The 16,921-nt window shown below is 68.0% G+C and carries 18 protein-coding genes; 14 read left to right on the top strand and 4 right to left on the bottom strand.

Going from position 1 to position 16,921, the window contains the following annotated elements; genetic code table 11:
- Positions 1–35 precede the first annotated feature (35 nt).
- Positions 36–884, top strand: a complete 849-nt coding sequence (locus BLU77_RS08825) for a carbohydrate ABC transporter permease (RefSeq protein WP_175476999.1) — start codon at positions 36–38, stop codon at positions 882–884.
- Between the two features lie 41 nt (positions 885–925).
- Positions 926–1,771, top strand: a complete 846-nt coding sequence (locus BLU77_RS08820; protein ID WP_175476998.1) for a carbohydrate ABC transporter permease — start codon at positions 926–928, stop codon at positions 1,769–1,771.
- A gap of 91 nt (positions 1,772–1,862) precedes the next feature.
- Here the strand turns inward: BLU77_RS08820 and BLU77_RS08815 are convergent, their stop codons facing one another.
- Both BLU77_RS08815 and BLU77_RS08810 read right to left on the bottom strand, forming a co-directional pair.
- Positions 1,863–2,522: a hypothetical protein gene (locus BLU77_RS08815; RefSeq protein ID WP_089772589.1), complete on the bottom strand. Its 660-nt coding sequence runs from the start codon at positions 2,520–2,522 to the stop codon at positions 1,863–1,865.
- A gap of 122 nt (positions 2,523–2,644) precedes the next feature.
- On the bottom strand, positions 2,645–3,475 hold the full coding sequence (locus BLU77_RS08810; protein WP_089772588.1) for an alpha/beta hydrolase: 831 nt from the start codon (positions 3,473–3,475) through the stop codon (positions 2,645–2,647).
- 122 nt (positions 3,476–3,597) lie between these two features.
- On the opposite strand from BLU77_RS08810, the gene BLU77_RS08805 reads away from it, so the two are divergent.
- The 8 genes from BLU77_RS08805 (at position 3,598) to BLU77_RS08770 (ending at position 11,640) form a co-directional block, all read left to right on the top strand.
- The gene (locus tag BLU77_RS08805; protein WP_089772587.1) at positions 3,598–5,595 is read left to right on the top strand and encodes a TRAP transporter permease; all 1,998 of its coding nucleotides are present in this window, start codon (positions 3,598–3,600) and stop codon (positions 5,593–5,595) included.
- A gap of 1 nt (position 5,596) precedes the next feature.
- On the top strand, positions 5,597–6,781 hold the full coding sequence (locus BLU77_RS08800) for an FAD-dependent oxidoreductase (RefSeq protein ID WP_217632380.1): 1,185 nt from the start codon (positions 5,597–5,599) through the stop codon (positions 6,779–6,781).
- Positions 6,782–6,829: 48 nt separating this feature from the next.
- On the top strand, positions 6,830–7,447 hold the full coding sequence (locus tag BLU77_RS08795) for a GntR family transcriptional regulator (protein WP_089772586.1): 618 nt from the start codon (positions 6,830–6,832) through the stop codon (positions 7,445–7,447).
- An 83-nt stretch (positions 7,448–7,530) separates the two neighbouring features.
- Positions 7,531–8,331 carry a carbon-nitrogen family hydrolase gene (locus tag BLU77_RS08790; RefSeq protein ID WP_089773092.1) on the top strand — a complete coding sequence of 267 codons (801 nt, stop codon included), beginning with the start codon at positions 7,531–7,533 and terminating at the stop codon, positions 8,329–8,331.
- Between the two features lie 38 nt (positions 8,332–8,369).
- The gene (locus tag BLU77_RS08785) at positions 8,370–9,050 is read left to right on the top strand and encodes a DUF2848 family protein (RefSeq protein ID WP_217632379.1); all 681 of its coding nucleotides are present in this window, start codon (positions 8,370–8,372) and stop codon (positions 9,048–9,050) included.
- Entirely contained in the window at positions 9,037–9,411 is a 375-nt protein-coding gene (locus tag BLU77_RS08780; protein WP_089772584.1) for a cupin domain-containing protein, read from the top strand. The genes BLU77_RS08785 and BLU77_RS08780 overlap by 14 nt, the downstream gene beginning before the upstream one ends.
- Positions 9,408–10,442, top strand: coding sequence for a TAXI family TRAP transporter solute-binding subunit (locus BLU77_RS08775; RefSeq protein WP_089772583.1), 1,035 nt, complete (start codon positions 9,408–9,410; stop codon positions 10,440–10,442). The genes BLU77_RS08780 and BLU77_RS08775 overlap by 4 nt, the downstream gene beginning before the upstream one ends.
- Positions 10,443–10,506: 64 nt before the next feature.
- Positions 10,507–11,640: an MFS transporter gene (locus tag BLU77_RS08770; RefSeq protein WP_139177686.1), complete on the top strand. Its 1,134-nt coding sequence runs from the start codon at positions 10,507–10,509 to the stop codon at positions 11,638–11,640.
- Positions 11,641–11,657: 17 nt separating this feature from the next.
- Here BLU77_RS08770 and BLU77_RS08765 read toward each other — a convergent pair whose 3' ends face one another.
- Complete coding sequence (locus tag BLU77_RS08765; protein WP_089773091.1) at positions 11,658–12,263, bottom strand: class I SAM-dependent methyltransferase; 606 nt, start codon at positions 12,261–12,263, stop codon at positions 11,658–11,660.
- 98 nt (positions 12,264–12,361) lie between these two features.
- On the opposite strand from BLU77_RS08765, the gene BLU77_RS08760 reads away from it, so the two are divergent.
- Positions 12,362–12,955, top strand: coding sequence for a class I SAM-dependent methyltransferase (locus BLU77_RS08760; protein ID WP_089772581.1), 594 nt, complete (start codon positions 12,362–12,364; stop codon positions 12,953–12,955).
- 51 nt (positions 12,956–13,006) lie between these two features.
- Here the strand turns inward: BLU77_RS08760 and BLU77_RS08755 are convergent, their stop codons facing one another.
- On the bottom strand, positions 13,007–13,459 hold the full coding sequence (locus BLU77_RS08755) for a globin domain-containing protein (protein WP_089772580.1): 453 nt from the start codon (positions 13,457–13,459) through the stop codon (positions 13,007–13,009).
- A 207-nt stretch (positions 13,460–13,666) separates the two neighbouring features.
- On the opposite strand from BLU77_RS08755, the gene BLU77_RS08750 reads away from it, so the two are divergent.
- From BLU77_RS08750 to BLU77_RS08740, 3 genes are all read left to right on the top strand, one after another.
- Complete coding sequence (locus BLU77_RS08750) at positions 13,667–14,611, top strand: carbohydrate ABC transporter permease (protein WP_089773090.1); 945 nt, start codon at positions 13,667–13,669, stop codon at positions 14,609–14,611.
- A complete protein-coding gene (locus tag BLU77_RS08745) occupies positions 14,611–15,498 on the top strand; it encodes a carbohydrate ABC transporter permease (RefSeq protein ID WP_089772579.1) in 888 nt (295 codons plus the stop codon). Before BLU77_RS08750 ends, BLU77_RS08745 begins: the two co-directional genes overlap by 1 nt.
- Before the next feature lie 61 nt (positions 15,499–15,559).
- On the top strand, positions 15,560–16,891 hold the full coding sequence (locus BLU77_RS08740) for an ABC transporter substrate-binding protein (RefSeq protein WP_175476997.1): 1,332 nt from the start codon (positions 15,560–15,562) through the stop codon (positions 16,889–16,891).
- Positions 16,892–16,921 lie beyond the last annotated feature (30 nt).

Below are 16,921 nucleotides of genomic sequence, written 5' to 3'. Positions count from 1 at the left end.
CCACGCGCGCGGCCGGGCCCCGGGTTCCACGCGGCATGCGTGGCCCGATCCTCCTCTCGCTCCTGCCCGCGGTCGTCCTGTTCTGCGTCTTCTTCGCCGTCCCGCTCGTGGTGCTCGTCGGCACGGCGTTCACCGACTGGTCCGGCGCGCAGCTGGCGTTCGTCGGCTTCGACAACTTCGCCCGGCTCGCCGGCGACCCCGTGTTCGTGAAGGTCGTCGGCAACACGCTGTTCTACCTGGCGGCGTCAGTGGTGGTGCAAGTGCCGCTCGGCGTTGCCGTCGGCATCGTGCTCGCGACGAAGGTGCCCGGCTGGAGGGCCTTTCGCACCGTGCTGTTCATCCCGTTCGTCATCTCCGGTGCCGCCTACGCGCTGATCTTCTCGATGTTCTACAACCCACGCTTCGGCCTGTTGAACAACCTGCTCGTTCCGCTCGGGCTGCCGCAGCGCGACTGGCTCTACGAGACCGGCACGGCACGCTGGGCGATCGCCGGCACCTTCGTGTTCATCCTCGGCTTCGTCATCGTCGTGACCATGGCCGAGATCGCTTCGATCCCGGCCGAGCTCTACGAGGCTGCCGAGGTCGACGGCGCAACCGGCTGGCAGCGCGAGACCCGCATCACGCTGCCACTGCTTCGCAACGCCATCGGCACCTGCGTCCTCGTCCGGCTCCTCGCCGACATCGGGATGTTCGACCTTGTCTTCATCCTGACCGCCGGTGGTCCCGACGACACCACTGCCACGCTGGCGCTGTATGCCTACCGTGCCTACCTGAACGGAGAGTGGGGTCACGCCAACGCCGTCGGGCTGGTCATTCTGCTGCTCGGCGGCGCACTCATCGTCGCGGTACGCCGCGCGTTCAGAATCGGGGAGCGAGACCGATGACGACGATCACCCAGCGGCCTGCGGCCGGTACGACCTCGACCATGCCAACCAGGCCCACGCGACCCGGTCGGTCGAGGTGGGCGAGCATCGCTGTCTACGCCTTCCTGGCAGCGGTCACCGCCGTCTCGCTGACGCCCACCGTGTGGGTGATGTCCTCCGCGTTCAAGACGGCCATTCAGATCAACTCCGGCTCCGGATTGTGGCCCTCACCGTGGACGCTGCAGGGCTTCGCCGATGCGTTCACCGAAATCCACCTGCACGCCTACATCGGCAATTCGGTCCTGTACGCCGTCGGTGGCACTACTGGCGCGCTCGTCGCGGCCTTCCTGGCTGCCTACCCGTTGGCCCGCTATGCGTTCCGAGGTCGCAACGCGCTGGTCGCGACGTTCTCGCTCGCCCTGGCGATTCCGCTGGTCGGCCTGGCAACGCCGCTGTTCTTCGTGGTCCGCTCCCTGGAGCTGTTCGACTCCCGCCTCGGCCTGGTTATCTTCTACGCCGCGCTCGAGTTCCCGTTCACATTCATCGTGCTGCGATCGTTCCTGCTCTCGCTGCCGGGCGAGATCGAAGAGGCCGCGGTCATGGACGGCGCCGGCTATTTCACGATCGTGCGCCGGATCGTCGTGCCACTGTCACGGCCCGCCATCGCCACGGTCTGCGTGGTCGCGTTCGTCAAGATCTGGAATGAGTTCTACTTCGCGAACCTCCTGACCGTCTCGGCAGACAACCACAACGTCCAACTCGCCCTCGCCGGCTTCAAGAGTCAGTTCGGATTCAACATCACTGGGGCGCTGGCGGGCGCGGTGCTGGTGATGCTCGTCCCGATCGGTCTGTTCCTCATCCTGCAGCGACAAGTGATCGCCGGTCTGACCGCCGGTGCGGTCAAGTAGCGTCTCGTCGTCCGGTCAGGAATCGAGAAGCAGGGCCCGGGCCCCGACTCCTAGCGTGGAGACCAGGCGACCGGGCCGGTGACGACGTGATTCAGGAGTCTTGGTCTTCATGGCTAGAGGCCTGATCTGACCACCCGGAGGCCAAAGCAAGTTCCCCCGATCGTTGCGCGTCACGTTGTTCGGTCACCCAGAACTCGACGTGCTGCACAGATTGCGCGACGGGTCGGTCGGTGGTGTCGAGCAAATGGGTGCACCAACGGGGGTCCTCAGCGGACCACCCTGTCCAGCGGTGCCAGGCCATGCGCGGCCAGCTGCCGTCGATGATGACGTCAGGCTGGTAGCGAGGATCCATAGCGTGTCGGCGGTGCCAGGCGGCCCAGCCGGAGAAGGCGTCGATGGCCGACGCGTTCCACTGACCGGGGTCACGCTTTGTGAGCCTGTCTCGTCGCGACTCGTCACCGACATCGACCAGAGACACCGCGATCCCGTCCAGTAGCGGAGCTGATGGGGCGGCCAGGATCTCGCCGAGTGGGGACTGCCCGGCCAGCAGGAGGTCGATCCCTCGGTCTTGATACTCCAGCGCCCGACACACCCACCACTCGGTCATGCGATGGCGCCAGTGGTGATCAGGGTGCTCCGGTACACCGACCTCATCGAAGTCGTGCACGGCAACCTGCCGCAGCCGGTCGGCCACACCGAACGCGAGAGTGGACTTGCCCGAGCAACTGGATCCAGTCAGTGTGAGGAGCATCTCGTGAGGGTGCCACGCAGGGCCGTGATCCTTCGACCGAATTCCGCTGCTCCGAGCAGGGCTTCCAGGTTCGGGGTCTGGGGTGGGGAGTGAGCTCCCTGCACGGGATGGGCCGCTTGGCGTCAGCCCGGCGCCGGCAACCGCTCCACGACCGCCTCCCACAGGTCGCTCCCCGGATCGATCGGCGTGCCATGGTCGGCTTCGTCATCCACGACGTACTCGATGCCTGCCCCCGCCTCGCGTGCGCGCTCGACATAACCAGCCACGTACGGCTCGAGGATCACCGGATCGGCGCCCCCTTGGACAACCAGCTGAGGCACCGTCCCGGGCAAGCGTTCGGCAGGGGAGGCGGCCGCGTAGGCGGCCGGGACGTCGTCGGGCGTGCCGCCCACGAAGTCCGTAACGGCGCTGCCGCCCATCCCGGACTCAGCCGCGGTGACCAAGTCCGGCACCGGCGCCTGCCCGACCACCAGCACCGGCTCCACCTCGGTATCCTCCCGGGTACCGGCCCACAGGCTCAGGTGCCCGCCGGCCGAGTGTCCCACGACGACCACCTGATCCAGGTCGATCGGATGTGCGTCGGCCAGCGCGGCCAGGTGCTCGATCGCGGCGTCGACGTCCTCGAGCGTGCCCGGATACCCGCCGCCTGGTTCACCGACCTTGCGGTACTCGACGTTCCAGGTGACATACCCCCGCTCGACCAGATCCTCGGCCAATGGCTCCATGAAACCGAGTCCGGAACCGGCCTGCCAAAAGCCGCCGTGGATGAGCACCACCACCGGCCGGCTCTGCCCGCCAGGGATGCCACCGGGCACCCCCAGGTCGCCGAACTGTTCCGGCGCGGAACCGTACTCGATCCGGGAGGTGACCTCCGCCGTCGGGGGCTCCGGTGACGCGCTGCACGCGGCGAGCACGGCAGCGACAAGCACCAGCACGCCCAGCCGCCGTCTCATCGACCCAGGGTAGGCGGGCGGGACCGCAGCTCGACACCAGTCTTGACATACCCGACACACGCCCGAAATACTCGTTGTATACAACCTGGATACGACGTTGTTTCCACCAACGAGGAGGCGTGATGGTCACCGACGGCTATCGGCAGTTCCTGCGCCCGGTTGCCGTGCTCGCCATCGCGTGGTCGGTGTTTCAGCTCTACGCCGCCGCGGCCGGAGCCCCGCACGCGATGGTGTTCCGGCCCGTGCACGTGGCCATCGGGATGGCATTGGTGTTCGCGATCCATCCCTTCCGCCGCTCCTACCGCCGCCGGGTGAGCGATCACTCCGACGAGGGAGAGACCCCGTCCGGTCGCCGGGCGCCCCGATGGGCCACTGCGAGCGACATCGTCCTCACCCTCGCTTCCCTGGCCATTGGCGCCTATTACGTCCTCAACTCCCAGCGCATCTCCGAACGCGTGACTTTCATCGACGAGGTCACCGCCGGCGATCAGATCGTCGCGATCGCGCTGCTGATCGTGGTGCTGGAGGCCTGCCGCCGCGTCGTCGGGCCGAGCTTGTCGATCGTGGCCCTGATCTTCCTTGCCTATCAGCTCTGGGGTGACCAGCTCGCCGGAGTGCTCCGCCACCGCGGACTGGACTTCGAACGCTTCGTCGACCTGCAGATGCTCTCCCCGCAGGGCCTGTTCGGTGTGCCCGTCGGAGTCTCGGCCGACTACGTCTTCTACTTCATCCTGTTCGCCGCCTTCCTCGAGGTCTCCGGCGGCGGCAAACTCTTCATCGATCTCGCCCTCGCGGTCACCGGACGCGCCCGCGGCGGCCCCGCGAAGGCAGCCATGCTCGGCTCGGCCCTGATGGGCTCCATCAACGGCTCCGCCGTGGCCAACGTGGTCGGCACCGGAGTGTTCACCATCCCGCTGATGAAACGCACCGGATACAAGGCCAAGTTCGCTGCCGCCGTCGAGGCGCTCGCCTCCACCGGCGGGCAGGTGCTGCCCCCGGTGATGGGAGCAGGCGCGTTCATCATGGCCCAGATGCTCGGCTGGGACTACCGGGCCGTCGCCCTCGCCGCACTCATCCCGGCCGTGCTGTACTTCGTGGCCGGCTACTTCATGGTGCACAAGGAAGCACAGCGCGAAGACCTGCGCCCGATCAGCGCCGACGAACGCACCCCCATGGCCGAGGTGGTCCGCCGCATCCACCTGCTCCTACCGCTGATCCTGCTGGTGGCGCTCATCCTCTCCGGGCGGTCGCTGATGTCCTCGGCGTTCCTGGCGATCGCCGCCGTGGTGGTGATCAGCTTCCTGCGTCGCGCCACCTGGTTCACTCCCGCAGCGATCCTCAAGGCCCTCCAGATCGGTGCCCAACGAGCAGTCAACGTGGCCCTGCCCACCGCAGTGGCCGGCATCATCGTCGGCGTCATCGTGCAGACGAACCTTGGCTTGCGATTCACCGAGCTGGTGCTGTTGCTCTCCGGCGGTTACCTCGTGCTCGCCCTGATCATCACGATGATCGGCTCCATCGTGCTCGGCCTGGGGATGCCCACCACCTCGGCCTACATCATGGCCGCCGTGCTGCTCACGCCCCCGCTGATCGAGCTGGGCCTGCCGCCGATCGCGGCGCACCTGTTCGTCTTCTACTTCGCGTGCATGTCGATGATCACCCCACCGGTGGCGCTCGCCGCGTTCGCCGCCGCGGGGATCGCAGGCAGTCCCCTGCACCAGACCGGGCTCACCGCGTTCCGCATCAGCCTGGCGGCGTACCTCATCCCGTTCGCATTCGCGCTCTCCCCGGCGCTACTGCTGCAGGACGGACCCTGGCGCGCCGTCTGGTTCGCCACGACCGCTGCGCTCGGCGTGTACGCCCTGGCAGCGGCGGTGATCGGCTACCAGAGCCGCATCCTTTCCGGCTGGCAGCGCGCCGTGTTCTTCGTCCTGGCCATCGCCCTCATCTACCCCGGGGAGATCGCCAGCGCGATCGCTGCGGCCGGCTTGGTCGTCGCGGTCGTGCTCACCAGGGCGAGCGCCACGCGGAACCCGGGGGACGCCGTCGAGCCGGAACTCTCCCCAACCCCCGACCAACAGAACGCGTTCGAGCAGGTCTCGAACGGGAAGGAGAACTGACGTGGCAGACAATGACGCCCAGGTCGTCATCGCCGGCGCAGGGCCCGTGGGTATGACGGCGGCCCTCATGCTGGCGAACCGCGGCGTGCGGGTGCATGTGCTCGAAGCGGGGGAGGAGCTCAGCAGCGAGTCCCGCGCCTCCACCTTCCACCCGCCCACGCTGGAGATGCTCGACGAGCTCGGTCTCGCCGAAGAACTGCGCGCCGAGGGCCTGGACGTGCCCACCTTCCAGCACCGAGACCGCAGTGAAGGTCTGGTGGCCGAGTTCCGGCTGGACACCCTTGCCGAGGACACTCGGTTCCCGTTCCGGGTGCAGTGCGAGCAGTCCAAGCTCACCCGGATCATTCTGGCGAAGGTCGCCGACATGCCGAACGTGCAGGTCACCTTCGGCGCCCGCGTCGCCTCCGTGGACAACGCCCCCGACGGCGTTCGTGCCGTGCTGGAGGACGGCTCCACCCTGGCAGCGGACTACCTGATCGGGGCCGACGGCGCCAGCAGTGCCGTGCGTACCTCGCTCGGGATCAGCTTCGAGGGGGAAACCTACCCCGAGCGGTACGTGGTGATCTCCACCAGGGAAGACATCCAGGCGTGGATGCCGGACATCTCCTACGTCAATTACATCTCCGACCCGGCCGAGTGGCTGGTGCTGCTGCGCACCCCGGACCACTGGCGAGCGATGTTCCCCGTGCGGGAGGGGCAGACCGAGACCGACGCTGTCGCTCCGGAGAACGTGCAGCGGCTGATGGCCACGATCGGGGAGCGTCCCGGCGGCTGGCCGATCCTGCACACCACCGTCTACCGGGTGCACCAACGGGTGGCAGGCACCTACCGGGAGGGGCGCGTGTTCCTCGCCGGAGACGCCGCGCACATCAACAACCCGCTCGGTGGGCTGGGGATGAACAGCGGCATCCACGATGCGTACCTGCTGGCGTCCCTGCTCGCCGACCGGCTCGACGGCACCCTGGAGGAGGCCGACCTGGACGTCTACGACCAGCGGCGCCGCGAGGTGAGCCGGGCCTATGTGGCGGTAGAGACGGACAAGAACTGGCGCCGCATCCGCGAGCGTGACGAGACCGCGCGGCAGCAGCAGTTTGCCGAACTGCGTGAGATCGCCGCCGACCCGGTGCGCCACCGCGAGCACGTCCGGCACACCTGCATGGTGGCCGAGATCGCCCGGGCGCGATGATGCCCGGCCAGCCACGCACCGAGGGTGCACCGTCAGAAGGGGAGTGCCATGGACGTCCGCACTGAGACCTACCAATGGGTCAAGTCCTACATCGCATCGCTGCCACGGGACCAGGGGACCTTCCTCAACGAGGCGGAGATCGCCAAGGAGGCCGGCGCATCCCGCACCCCCGTACGGGAAGCATTCATGCGGTTGCAGTCCGAGGGCCTGCTCGAGCGCATCCCGCACCGAGGCGCCTACGTCCCGCCGCTGCCGGACTCGGAGATCCGGGCGGTGATGCAGGCCCGCAGCATGATCGAGACCTGGGCCGTGGACACGCTGCTCACCGGCGCCAAGCCGGTGCCCCTGGACGAGCTCGACGAGCTGCTGGAACGCCAGGCCGGGCTGTGGTCCGCCCCGGTGCAGTTCATCGAGCTCGACCGGGAGTTCCACTCCCGCATCGTGGCTGCCGCGGGCAACGCCGTGATCGATCAGTTCTATGGCGAGCTCCGCGACCGCCAGCTGCGGATGGGCGTCTACGCCGTCAGCAGCACCGAGGACCGGGCGGCCCGGGTGGTGGAGGAACACCGTCAGATCGTCGATCAGCTACGCACCGGTGACGCCATCGGGGCACGTGGGGCAACGGATGATCACTTGCAGAACACGTTGGAGGCGATGCTCGGATGAGCGCGAGGAGCCCCCACGGAGGCACGGCGAAGGATGAGGTGTGCCGGAGTGAGGCACCGCAGGGCACAGACCAGACCACTCGGATGACATCCACCACCCGCATCGGGCTGGTGCAGATCGCCAGTCCGGACGAGGAGAGCCCCGAGGCCCGCCGCGAGCGGGTCCACGACATGATCGCCGACCTGCCCGACTGCGACCTCATCGTGCTTCCCGAGCTGTGGGCGCCCGGCTACTTCGCCTTCGACCACTATCGCGACCGTGCCGAGCTGCTCGACGGCCCGACGATCACCGGTCTCGCCGAGATCGCCCGGCAGCGGGAGACCTATGTGCATGCCGGCAGCGTGATCGAGGAGGGTGACGGTGGGCTGCTACGCAATACCACCGTGCTGCTCGACCCGGCCGGTCAGATCGCAGCCAGCTACTCCAAGATTCACGTGTTCGGCTACCAGTCCGCGGAGGCGCAGCTGCTCGAGCCCGGCACCTCGGTGAGCGTGACCGACAGTCCCGTCGGACGCACGGCCGCCACCACCTGCTACGACCTGCGCTTCCCGGGGCTGTGGCAGCGGATCTCCGACCTCGGCGCCACCGCCGCGATCGTGCCCGCTGCCTGGCCGCACGCCCGACTGCGGCACTGGCAACTGTTCACCAGTGTGCGGGCCGTCGAGCACCAGCTCTTCGTGATCGCTTGCAACGCCGCCGGTACCCAGGCCGGCACCCAGCTCGGTGGGCACAGCCGCGTGGTCGACCCGTGGGGAGAGGTGTTGCTAGAGCTCGACGAAGCCGAGCAGGTGGCGGTGTGCGAGATAACGCCCAGTCACGTCGCCGACGTCCGGCACGAGTTCCCCGTGCTCGCCGACCGGCTGCCCAACTACGCCGCCCTGTGACGAGGGCCACGACCGACCCTGTGATGAAGGAGACTGTGATGACGATCGAGCTCGACCCGGCCACGCTGAACGCACCCACGGTGCGAGTAGTGGTGGCCGGCTACACCGGCCGCAACGAGGCCGCTGTGCGCCACCACATCGACGAGCTGGCCCGCATCGGGGTGGCGCCGCCGGAGAACGTGCCCGAGTTCTACCCGATGCCGAGCGGCACGCTGAGCTTCGGTGAGACCACCGCCGTCACCGGCACGCAGACGTCGGGCGAGGTGGAGCCGGTACTGATCCGGCTCGCCGGGAGGTACTACCTCACGGTCGGCTCAGACCACACCGACCGCGAGCACGAGGCGATCTCCATCGCCGAGTCCAAGCAGCGCTGCCCCAAACCGCTCAGTGCCACGGCACTGCCGGTCGAGCTCGGCCAACTGGAGTCCGCCTGGGACTCCATCCAGCTGACCACCACTGTCGACGGCGTCGCCTACCAGAGCGGGTCGGCCGCGGCGCTCCGACCGCTCACCGAGACCCTCCGCCTGCTGCAGCAACGCGAGGGTCTGGACGGCGGGGAGGACCTCGTCCTCTTCGGCGGGACGGTCCCCCTGCTCACCGGCGACTTCCAGTACGGGACGCACTGGGAGCTCGCCCTGCGTACGCCCGAGGCGAGCCTCGGCCTCACCTATCGCACCGCCGTCACCGCCCCGGAAGGAGCAGCCCATGCCCAAGGATGAGATCGAATTCTCCCCGACGGACGCCGTCGCCTGGACCCCCTGCGAAGGCAAGGTGCCCGAGCTCACCGAACGCATCCTCACCGGCACCGGACGACCCGGCGTGGTGACCCGCCTGCTGCGGTTCGCTCCCGGCACTGACACCACGCCGAACGGCACGCTCACCCACGACTTCTGGGAAGAGGTCTACATCCTCGAAGGCTCGATGACCGACCTGCGCCTCGGCGAAACCTTCACGGCAGGCATGTTCGCCTGCCGCCCGCCCGGGATGGAGCACGGTCCCTGGGCGACCGAGGAGGGGTGCCTGACCTTCGAGGTCCGCTACGAGGCACCCTCCACCCCCGACGACAGGAGTTCACGATGACCCGCACGCAGACACGTTCCGCCACCGCGCTAGCCCTGCTGGCGACGGTGTCTCTCACCCTCGCGGCATGCGCCGACGACTCCGGTGGTGGTTCCGGTGGTGAGGGGCCGGTCGATCTGTCCTTCGCCTCCCTCGACCAGGGCTCGGCCTGGTACAGCTATGCCGTCAGCATGGGGCAGGCGATCGAACCGGCGCTCGAGGACAACTCCGTGGTGGAGGTTCTCACCTACGCCGGATCCATCGGCAACCCCGAACTGGTGGCCACCGGCGAGGCGGACCTGGCCACCTCCTTCAGCGCCGTCACTTCTTGGGCCGTCAACGGTACCGAGGGCACCCCCTTCGAGGGGGAGGCCTTCGACAACCTCCGGGTACTCGTCGGCGGGCTCGACCAGTACTACTTCGGTCCCATCACCCCGGCCGGGTCCGGCGTGGACTCGCTGCGGCAGGTGGTGGACGAGCAGATCGGCGCCGACCTGGTCAGCCAGCCGCGCGGCTCGCTCGGGGACGCCGGCACCCAGCTGGTGCTCCAGGCATACGGCACCAGCGTGGACGACGTCACATCCTGGGGTGGCAGCTTCGAGCCGACCAGCACCGACGTGGCCACCAACGCCCTCCGCGACGGGAATGCCGACCTGTGGATCCAAGCGATCACCGCCGGGCACCCCAACATCACCGAGCTCGCCGAGACCTCCGACATCCGCATCCTCGACATCGACGACGACGCCGTTGCAGCGCTCGAACCGCTCGGGCTGCAGGCGGCCACCCTGCCCGGCGGTACGTTCACCGGACAGGACGAGGACGTCCAGCTCCTCGGCTTCACCACCACCCTGATTGCTTCAGCCGACATGCCCGACGACGTCGCCTACGCCATCACCGAAGCCGTGATCGACTCGGCCGACTCCCTGCGCGAGGCGAACGCCAGCATGGCCGGGTTCGACCCCGCGACGGCTTGGACCGCGGAGAACACCGGCGGGGTGGACCTGCACCCGGGCGCCGAGCAGTACTACCAGGACGCCGGCCTGATGGAATGATCTCCTGTACCTGAACCGCCCCGGGTCGCGTGCACGCGTGGCCGGGGCTTGTCCGAGGGGGAACGTGACGCGCGACGGCACCACCATGACGGTGGCTTTCGGCGCTACAGCGCTCGGTGTCTCCAGCGTCTCCCTCCTCGCCCCCGTACTGCCCGAGCTCGCGGTCCGGTACGGGGTGAGCGTCGACCTGATGGCCTACTTCCAGACCGCGGTGATGCTGCCGGGGATCGTCACCGGGGTGCTCGCCGCGCGGCTGGCACGGGCGCGTGGGCGCCGCCTCGCGTTGGCCCTGTGCCTGCTGATGTTCGGTGCAGCCGGTGTGGCTCTCGCGCTCGTGACGACGTTCCCGGCGGCCGTGCTGTTGCGGGTACTGCAGGGCATCGGCGGAGGCGGGCTGGTCGCCCTGTCGTTCCAGATCGCCCGGTCGGTCTCGCCCCGGTGGCGGGTCCGCGCGATTGGCTACAACGCCGCCGTCGTGAGCACCATGATGGTGGTGCTGCCGTTGATCGGCTCCACCCTCGGCGGGTACAGCACCGCCGCCCCGTTCGCTTTCTACGGTCTCGCCCTGCCTGCGGCCCTGGTGGTCTGGCGGGTGCTGCCTGCCGGTGGTCAGGGCGGGCAGCCGCCGACGGCGTCCCGCACCTCCCGACGTGGGCCACCTCGGGAGGTGCTCGGCATCCTGGTGATGACCGTGCTGCTGAACGTGCTGGTGTTCGGCTGGTTGCTGCTGCTCACGCCGTTGCTGCTCGACGCGAACGGGGTGGACCTGACCTGGCGAGGCTGGGCACTCGCGGTGCAGTCAGCCCTGGCGACGCTGGCGACCTTCGCGACCGGTCGATGGCGCACCCGGGGGAGTTTCGCCGTGCTCGCCGTGGCCGGCTGGGGAGCGGGCGCGTTCTTCCTGGTCGGTGCCGGGGTGCTGCCCGGGTCGCTCGCCGTGGCCGCACTGGTGGGTGCGGGAGTCTTCTACGGAATCCTCAACCCCGTGCTTGCGGCCCGGATCGGCGCGGTCGCCGAGGGGGCATGGTTCGGCTGGTGGCAAAGCTGTGCCCGGACGGGCCAGGTGCTCGGTCCCGTGGTGGCAGCCGGGTTGATGGCGGGTCTGCCGATCACGCTCGTGCTGGTCCTCGGTGGAGCGTTCAGTGCGGTGGTGGCGGCGGTGGTACTGACCCGGTCGGTGCGGCCCGGGAACGGTTGAATCGGGGTATTGCCGCGTTATGCGGTGCGCAGGATCGCGACCAGGAAGCCGGCGTCGGGGGTCCAGGGTCGCAGGTCCCAGGTGGCGAGCCGGACGTCCTCGGTGAGCCCGGCTGAGTGGGCGTCGGCGACGAACTCCTCGACCGCATAGCCCCGGCCCGCGCCGAACCCCACCACGAGTCGACCCTCCGGCGCGAGCGCACCAGCGAGGTTGGCCACCACGGCCCGCCTGGTGCTCGGCGCGAGGAAAGCCATCACATTCCCCGCGGCGACCACGACATCGAACGGCTCACGCACGCCCGCCCCAGCCAGGTCCAGCTCGGCGAGGTCCTGCAACAGCCAGGTGCAGTCGCCGAACTCGGCCTGGGCGGCATCGATCAGCACCGGGTCGACGTCCACGCCGACGACGGTGTGCCCGCGGCGCGCGAGCTCACCGCCCAGACGGCCCGGTCCGCAGCCGGCATCGAGCACCCGCGCCCCGCGCGGCAGCATCGCATCGATCATCCGAGCCTCGCCGTGCAGGTCGGCACCCTCGGCGGCCATGTTCTTGAAGCGCTGGACATACCAGTGCGAGTGCTGCGGGTCCTGCTCGACCTTCTGTGCCCAGAGGCTCTTCTCCACCATGAGCACCAGTGTCCCTGACACTCAGCCTGCCGCAGTGCGTGTGATCCTTCCGGGGGAGCGCCCTGGCGAGTGTCATGACCGGGTGAAAGGGTGGGCGAATGGCCCACGAACACGACTGGGACGCGGAGTATGCCGCGCCGACGCCGCCACCCTGGGATATCGGCGAGGCGCAACCGGCCCTTGTGGCATTCCTCGATCGCACGCCGATCGACGATCCCGTGCTGGACGTCGGGTGTGGCACCGGGGAGCTGGCACTGCTTCTCGCCGGTCGTGGCCACCAGGTGATCGGCGTGGACGGCTCCGCACCGGCGATCGAGCACGCCACAGCCAAGGCGACCACACGGGGAGTCGACGTCGACTTCCAGGTCGGTGACGCATTGCACCTGACCGATCTGGGCGTTCGACCCAGGACCGTGATCGACTGCGGACTGCTGCACGTGCTCGATGAGCAGGAGCGGGATGCCTACGTCACCCAGCTCGCCGAGATCTGCGGCCCTGGTGCCCTCGTGGCAGTCCTCGCCGTCTCTGCCGAGGCGGACGAGGGGTGGGACCTGACCGAGGCGAGCCTGCGCGAATGGTTCCTTTCCCCGCACTGGGTGAGCTGCGCCGTCGGCACTATCGAGGTACGTGCCCACTGGCAGGGGGCAGATCTGCGCCTGCCCGGCTTCCTGCTCACCTGCCGGCGCGGGTGAGGTAAGGACTGACGAGAGTTCCCCTGCCGCCACGTGTTCACTGCGGCTGACCTACCAGCCCTGAGTGCCCTCCCAGCCCCAGTGCGGCAGCGAGAGATCCGCGGGGATGTCCTCCGGGTCGGACCAACGATGGTTCAGCATCGCGGTGGCCCAGGTGAACCACGCGATGAGCTGGAACCGCAGGTCCGGATCGTTCGGGATCGCGGCATCGTCGAGCGCCAGGGTGAATGCGGCCACCGCACGGCCATCCATCTGCTCATGCGGGCCGTTTCCCGAATGCTTGGCGATCACCTCGGCGTAGGTGCCCAGATGAGCGGTGTACTCGGCAGGGCCGCCCAGCTGTTCGGCCCAGTAGGCGGCGAGCCGGTCGGTGTGCTCGGGATGGACACCGGCATGGAAGGCGTGGGCGAGGATCGGGTCGGCCAGGCACCGGCGGTGCCACGCCTGCGCGAGGGATCGGACGGCATAGGCGCCGCCCATGGCTGCGTAGATGCTGGACGCCATAGCCGTACCGTAGCCCCGCCGTCACCGAGCCGCCTTCGGGGTGTGCGGTCTGGATCGGGTGGACGCGGGCATTCTCAGGTCGCGAGAACGAAGAAGATTCTCGGTCTGGTTGTACTGAGATCACTAAAGCGATAATCGCTTCCGAAACGCCGTCGGATCGAAGGAGATCGCTATGGAGCGGGCCCGCCCGGGGCATGGATCATGACCATGACGAACAAGGTGCGACCGCAGCGGCGAGACGCATCCGGATCGACTGCCCACGAGCCTCAGCGGTCCGCTCGCCGGATCAGCGATCTGCGGTTCGCGTGGCTGTTGATCCTGCCCGGTGTGGCGATGCTGCTCGCCGTGGTGCTGTACCCGCTGGTGCGCTCGCTGAGCTCAGCCTTCTTCAGTGAGAGTCTGCTCTACCCAGGCAGGGAGTTCGTCGGCCTGGCCAACATCCAGGCCGCACTTGGAGACGACTTCCTCCGGCTGTTGTGGCAGACCGGGATCTTCACCGTCGGCGCGACGGTCCTCCCGTTCGTCGTGGGGTTGGGGGTAGCCCTCGCCCTGAACGCACGCCTGCCCGGGCGCAGCATCCTGCGCGGCGCCTTCCTGTTCCCATGGCTCCTGCCCGCCGTCGTCGTCTCGTTCCTGTGGATGTGGATCTTCGATGCCAGCTATGGCGCACTCAACGGCCTGCTCGAGCAGTTGTCGCTGATCGATGAGCCGCGTGCCTGGCTCTTCGACACCGCCACCGCCCGGGGCGCGCTGATCGTGGCGAAGTCCTGGAACGCGTTCCCCTGGATCATGGTGATGCTCCTCGCCGCCCTGCAGACCGTTCCGGAGGACCTGCACGAAGCGGCCTCGCTCGACGGTGCGGGGAAGGTGCGCCGGTTCTGGACCGTGACCTGGCCGCACATCAGTGGCGTCGCCGGGATCATCATCCTGCTCGAGTTCATCTGGAACTTCCAGCACTTCGATCTGATCTTCGTGATGACCGGCGGCGGGCCAGCACAGACCACCCAGACCTTGGCCACCGCCCTCTACGATTCGGCGTTCCGCTCCTACGACCTCGGGCAGGCGGGCGCGATCGGGATCTTGTGGATGCTCGTCCTGCTGGTGCTCGTGGTCTTCTACATCCGATTCTCCGAGCGCAAAGAGGCGAACTGATGGCCGTGGGAACCGAAACGCCATTGGCACCGCGCCGGCAGGCCGTGGCACGTACGCACACGAGAAGGCGCAGGTTTCCACTGGGGCCGTGGGCCGCCGTCGTGGGTTTCGGGCTGTTCGCCTTCGCCCCCGTGTACTGGTTGCTGATCACCTCGATCACCCCGGACAGCCTCGTGTACCGCTACCCCGTGACCTTCTTCCCGGAGTCGGTCACCTTCGACAACTATCGCAGTGTCTTCACCGATCCGGAGATCTTCGGTTGGCTGGCGAACTCCGTGATCGTCTCGGTGATCACTGCCGTGCTCAGCGTCGTGACCTCGATGTACATGGGCTACTCCATCTCGAAGTTCCGCTACCGCGGGCGGCGCACCCTGCTGTACTTCGTCCTGTCCAGCCAGATGTTGCCCTCGGCACTGCTGCTGGTGACGCTCTACGGGGTCTTCTCGACGTTCGGGCTCCTCAACACCTACTTCGTCCTGATCATCTCGTTCACCACGTTCACCTTGCCCCTGTGCGTGTGGATGCTCAAAGGGTTCTTCGACAACCTCCCCGACGACATCATCGAGGCGTCCAAGATCGACGGTGCGTCCAACTGGCGCACGCTGCACGCGATCGTGCTTCCCCTGGCTGCGCCGGGGTTGGTGGCATCCGGACTGTTCGCGTTCATGCGTGGCTGGAACGACTTCATCTTCGCCCTGACGCTGACCGGACCGGAGCGCCAGACACTCCCACCGGCCCTGGTCAACCGCTACATCGGTGAAGCCGCGACCGACTGGCCTGAGCTCATGGCCGCCTCCGTCCTCGTCGCGCTGCCCGTGGCGGTGGCCTTCGTCGCGCTCCAACGCCACCTGGTCGGCGGTATTACTGCCGGCGCCGTCAAGGGATAACAGCTCCCCGTCCACCATCAACGCCGATGAGCGACCACGCATGTCACGAAGGAGATCGCAGATGAACCGCATGACCAGCACGAACCACCGCCGTCCTGTTGCCACGGGGCTGAGCCGCCGGAACCTGCTCGGCCTCGGCGGTGCTCTCGGCCTTGGCGGGTTGGGCCTGACGGCCTGCTCCGACGGCGAAGGTACGGAGCCCGGGGAGGCCGGCGAGCCCTCGGGTGAGGGCGGCCAGGACTTCACCTTCACCTCGTTCGCATTGTCTGAGGACCCGCCGAAGGAGTGGCTGGAGCAGACGGTAGCGGACTACGCCTCCGACGAGGGCATCAGCATCAACGCGTCGAGCTATGCCTACAACGAGGCTCTGAACCAGATGATCCTGCAGAGCCGTGGCGGCGAGCTTTCCGGCGTCGCTCACCTGGACATCGCCTGGCTGGCGCCCATGGTTGCCACTGGCACGCTGGTGGATCTGTCCGCGTACACCAGCGACGTCGGCTACACCGACGCGTCCTTGGGGACGGGCCAGTTCGATGGTGTGCAGTACGGGATCCCGTGGAGTACGGCGGCGATCGGACTGATCGGGAACTCCGAACTCCTGGAGCAGGCCGGCGTCGACTTCGTACCGAGCACGCTGACGGAGTTCGAGGAGGTGCTGCGGGAGGTGAAGAGCCTGGGCAGCGACATCGTCCCGTACGCGGCCTCCACCGAGGTCGCCCAGCTGAAGGACTTCATCGTCTGGATGCAAACCTTCGGATCGGCCGTGGTCGAGGACGGGCGCTGCACGGTGGGTGACGAGGCCTCCATCGAGGCGATGACCTGGTACAAGAAGCTCTACACCGACGGTCTCATCGCTCCTGACATCGAGCGCAGCGCGGCGCGCAACCTCTTCAGCCAGGGGCGCACGGCCTACTACGACGATGCGCCGATCGGCTCGGCGATCGTGGTGACCAACTCACCGGACGCCGAGATTCGGTCGAAGATGATCCCGCTGGCGCGCCCGGTGCACGACGACGGCGATGTCCCGCAAGCACTGGCGTGGGGACACATTCTCGTCGTGACCGACGGCGAGGAGTCCACCTCAGGGGCCGAGTTCGCGCAGTGGCTCACCTCGGACCCGGAGGCGATCCTCGGCTACTTCGGAGCATCGAGCAACCCTCCCGCGACGATGGAAGGGCTCGAGAGTTCGGACGTGCAGGAGGACGAGTTCCTCTCCGCCTTCACCGAGAGCATCACGGCCACCGCCACACCCAGCCCCTTCTGGGAGTTCACCGCCTACGCGCAGATGGAGACCGCGGTTGCCGACAGTGTCCAGGCAGTGCTGCTCGGCAACCAGACGCCCGAGGAAGGCATGCGAGCGGCTGGCGAAGCGGTGAACGGATTGATCTCCTGATGGTGTGTGGCTCACTGGAACATCGAGGCA

It is taken from the genome of Ruania alba, assembly GCF_900105765.1.
GTDB lineage: Bacteria > Actinomycetota > Actinomycetes > Actinomycetales > Beutenbergiaceae > Ruania > Ruania alba.
The sequence above is the reverse complement of the archived record's forward strand: the minus strand, read 5'-3'. Positions and strand labels throughout refer to the sequence as shown.

Excerpts from the sequence above, each read along its gene's own strand:
- BLU77_RS08795 (WP_089772586.1), top strand. The coding sequence starts at position 6,830 with ATGGACGTCCGCACTGAGACCTACCAATGGGTCAAGTCCTACATCGCA.
- BLU77_RS08805 (WP_089772587.1), top strand. The coding sequence starts at position 3,598 with ATGGTCACCGACGGCTATCGGCAGTTCCTGCGCCCGGTTGCCGTGCTC.
- BLU77_RS08775 (WP_089772583.1), top strand. The coding sequence starts at position 9,408 with ATGACCCGCACGCAGACACGTTCCGCCACCGCGCTAGCCCTGCTGGCG.
- BLU77_RS08815 (WP_089772589.1), bottom strand. The coding sequence starts at position 2,522 with ATGCTCCTCACACTGACTGGATCCAGTTGCTCGGGCAAGTCCACTCTC.
- BLU77_RS08750 (WP_089773090.1), top strand. The coding sequence starts at position 13,667 with ATGACGAACAAGGTGCGACCGCAGCGGCGAGACGCATCCGGATCGACT.
- BLU77_RS08810 (WP_089772588.1), bottom strand. The coding sequence starts at position 3,475 with ATGAGACGGCGGCTGGGCGTGCTGGTGCTTGTCGCTGCCGTGCTCGCC.
- BLU77_RS08825 (WP_175476999.1), top strand. The coding sequence starts at position 36 with ATGCGTGGCCCGATCCTCCTCTCGCTCCTGCCCGCGGTCGTCCTGTTC.
- BLU77_RS08785 (WP_217632379.1), top strand. The coding sequence starts at position 8,370 with ATGACGATCGAGCTCGACCCGGCCACGCTGAACGCACCCACGGTGCGA.
- BLU77_RS08780 (WP_089772584.1), top strand. The coding sequence starts at position 9,037 with ATGCCCAAGGATGAGATCGAATTCTCCCCGACGGACGCCGTCGCCTGG.
- BLU77_RS08790 (WP_089773092.1), top strand. The coding sequence starts at position 7,531 with ATGACATCCACCACCCGCATCGGGCTGGTGCAGATCGCCAGTCCGGAC.
- BLU77_RS08760 (WP_089772581.1), top strand. The coding sequence starts at position 12,362 with ATGGCCCACGAACACGACTGGGACGCGGAGTATGCCGCGCCGACGCCG.
- BLU77_RS08740 (WP_175476997.1), top strand. The coding sequence starts at position 15,560 with ATGAACCGCATGACCAGCACGAACCACCGCCGTCCTGTTGCCACGGGG.
- BLU77_RS08755 (WP_089772580.1), bottom strand. The coding sequence starts at position 13,459 with ATGGCGTCCAGCATCTACGCAGCCATGGGCGGCGCCTATGCCGTCCGA.
- BLU77_RS08745 (WP_089772579.1), top strand. The coding sequence starts at position 14,611 with ATGGCCGTGGGAACCGAAACGCCATTGGCACCGCGCCGGCAGGCCGTG.
- BLU77_RS08765 (WP_089773091.1), bottom strand. The coding sequence starts at position 12,263 with ATGGTGGAGAAGAGCCTCTGGGCACAGAAGGTCGAGCAGGACCCGCAG.
- BLU77_RS08820 (WP_175476998.1), top strand. The coding sequence starts at position 926 with ATGCCAACCAGGCCCACGCGACCCGGTCGGTCGAGGTGGGCGAGCATC.